Here is a 2,693-nt window from a genome sequence, read left to right on the forward strand (position 1 = left end):
TTCGACGTGGGCTGGTTACTGAAGTCGGCCACGCTGTCCAGCGGAACCAGGACATTTGTCTCGGGGTAGTACGCGGCGGCGCAGCCGATTGCGCTCGGGTAAGGGACTACCTGGAAGTCCTCGGCGCGGCGCTCCACGTCGTCGTCCCACACGCCCACCAGGTCAACGTGCTCGCCCTCGGCCAGGCCGAGTTCAGCCAGGTCTGCGGGGTTCACCAGGACGACGCGTCGGCTTCCGTGGATGCCCCGGTAGCGGTCGTTCTGTGTGTAGGGGATGGTGTTCCACTGGTCATGGGAACGCAAGGTCTGCAGAAGCAGGTGTCCCTTGGGGGCGTCCAGCATCTCCCACTTGTTGCAGGTGAACAGGGCTTTGCCGACTGGGGTGGGGAAGACCCCCTCGTTCACCGGGTTCGGCAACTGGATACCACCCGGACGGACTACCCGGCGGTTGAAGTCGTGGAATCCCGGTAGGACGCGGGCGATCCGAGCCCGGATTGCGCCGTAGTCAGCCTCGAATTGCTCCCACGGGATGCCCGCTCTTCCATCCAAAGTCCGGCGGGCCAGCCGGCTCAGGATGGCGACTTCGCTGAGCAACAGCCTGGAGGCCGGTTCGAGACGCCCCCTGGAGGTGTGGACCTCGCTCATCGAGTCCTCCACGGTCACGAACTGCTCGCCCCCTGCCTGAACGTCCCGCTCGGTGCGCCCCAAAGCAGGCAGGATGAGTGCGGTATCCCCGCAGACGGTGTGGGAGCGGTTGAGCTTCGTCGAGATGTGCGCCGTGAGCCGGCACCTTCGCATGGCCTCCTCGGTGATGGCGCTGTCCGGGGCGGCGCGGACGAAATTGCCCGCGACACCCAGAAAGACCTTGATACGGCCCTCCCGCATAGCCCTGATCGAGTTCACGGCGTCCAGTCCGTGCGCTCGGGGCGGGTCGAAACCGAACTCACGTTGCAGGGCGTCCAGGAAGGACGCCGGCATCTGCTCCCAGATGCCCATCGTGCGGTCTCCCTGAACGTTGCTGTGGCCGCGTACGGGGCAGGCTCCGGCTCCAGCCCTGCCGACGTTCCCGCGCAGCATCAGGAAATTCACGATTTCCCTGATCGTGGGAACTCCATGCTTGTGCTGCGTCAGCCCCATGGCCCAGCAGACGATGATCCGCTCGCTTTTGAGGACCTCGTCCCGGACCTTCTCAATCTTGTCGCGGGCCAGTCCGCTCCCTGCGATGATATTTTCCCAGGAGATTCCGCGGACGTGCTGGGCGAACTGCTCGAACCCGCTGGTAGTGGATCGGATGAACTCGTGGTCGAGCACCGTACCCGGCCGGGCCTCCTCGGCCTCCAGCAGCAACCGGTTCAGGCCCTGGAACAATGCGAGATCACCGCCGACGCGAATCTGGAGGAATTGGTCGGCGATCTGGATGCCAGGGCCGATCACGCCGCGCGGCCTCTGGGGGTTCTTGAACCGCCGCAGGCCGGCTTCGGGCAGGGGGTTCACCGCGATGATGCGGGCGCCGTTGAGCTTGGCCTGTTCCAGTGCGGACAGCTGCCGGGGGTGGTTGGTTCCGGGGTTCTGTCCCACTACGAAGATCAGGTCGGCATGGTGGATGTCCTCCAGGCTCACCGTGCCCTTGCCCGTCCCCAGCGTCTGGTTCAGCGCGAATCCGCTGGATTCGTGGCAAAGGTTGCTGCAGTCAGGCAGATTGTTGGTGCCGAACGCCCTGGCGAAGAGCTGGAGGACGAAGGCGGCCTCGTTGCCGACCCGGCCCGAGGTGTAGAACGTCGCTTCGTCGGCCGAGTCCAGGGACTTCAACTCCTCGGAGAGCAGCCCTAGGGCATCATGCCAGCTGATCGGCTCGTAGTGGTCCGAACCGGGCCGTTTCACCATCGGCGCAGTGAGCCGGCCCTGCTGGTTCAGCCAGAGGTCGGACCGCCGCCCCAGCTCCGAGACCGAGTGTCGCCGGAAGAAGTCAGCGGTGATCCGCCGCGAGGTCGCCTCGTCATTGATGTGCTTTGCGCCATTCTCACAGTACTCATTGATGTGCCTGTGGCCCGGGGAAGGATCTGCCCATGCGCAGCCCGGGCAGTCGATACCATCGACCTGGTTCATGGTCAGCAGGGTCAGACCCGTCCGGCGTGCCGAGGTCTGGCTCAGGGAATACGTCAATGCGTGCGTCACCGCCGGCGCCCCCGTCGCCCAGTCCTTGGGCGGCGTCACGGACAGCCGGTCATCCGGTTCTTCGCGCGGTGGCTTCTGCATCAGACATGCCTCTCGTCGAGCGGACCCAGCAGATGGCTCAGCCATGGGGCCAGCAGGGGACCTGACTTCTCGGCGGTACTGGTTCGGAGGGTTGCACATGGCCGCCGCGGATTGATCCCCGCCAGGCCCCGACCTCTTCTCCGAGGCCCTCAATGAACTCTTTGAAGTGTTCGAGTTCGGCTCGCACCGTGCGGCGCGGGACGCTCAGGGCATCGACGACCAGTTCCCCCACACCCCGCGGTTCGTATTGCATCCGCACAGCGACCGCGGTGCGGCGGGAGTCCAACGGCCGGAATGTCACCTCCCCCCGATGGCACGGCCGCCGATCCAGGCTGCGCCAGGCCACGCAGGCATCGGGGCGCTGCTCCACGATTTCCACTTCGAACTCGTAGCTCAGCGGACCCCACCCGATCACCCAGCGGGTCATAGCGGGTCTGA

General features: G+C 65.6%; 2 protein-coding genes. Both read right to left on the reverse strand.

Annotation, left to right across the window (positions count from 1 at the left end):
• On the reverse strand, positions 1 to 2,255 hold a 2,255-nt coding region (locus EFK10_RS46105), incomplete at its 3' end, for an FdhF/YdeP family oxidoreductase (RefSeq protein ID WP_127361591.1).
• A gap of 37 nt (positions 2,256 to 2,292) precedes the next feature.
• Positions 2,293 to 2,693, reverse strand: a 401-nt coding sequence (locus EFK10_RS49150; protein ID WP_206305858.1) for an SRPBCC family protein, incomplete at its 5' end; no start/stop codon positions are given.

It is taken from the genome of Streptomyces soli, assembly GCF_003999195.1.
Lineage (GTDB): Bacteria > Actinomycetota > Actinomycetes > Streptomycetales > Streptomycetaceae > Actinacidiphila > Actinacidiphila soli.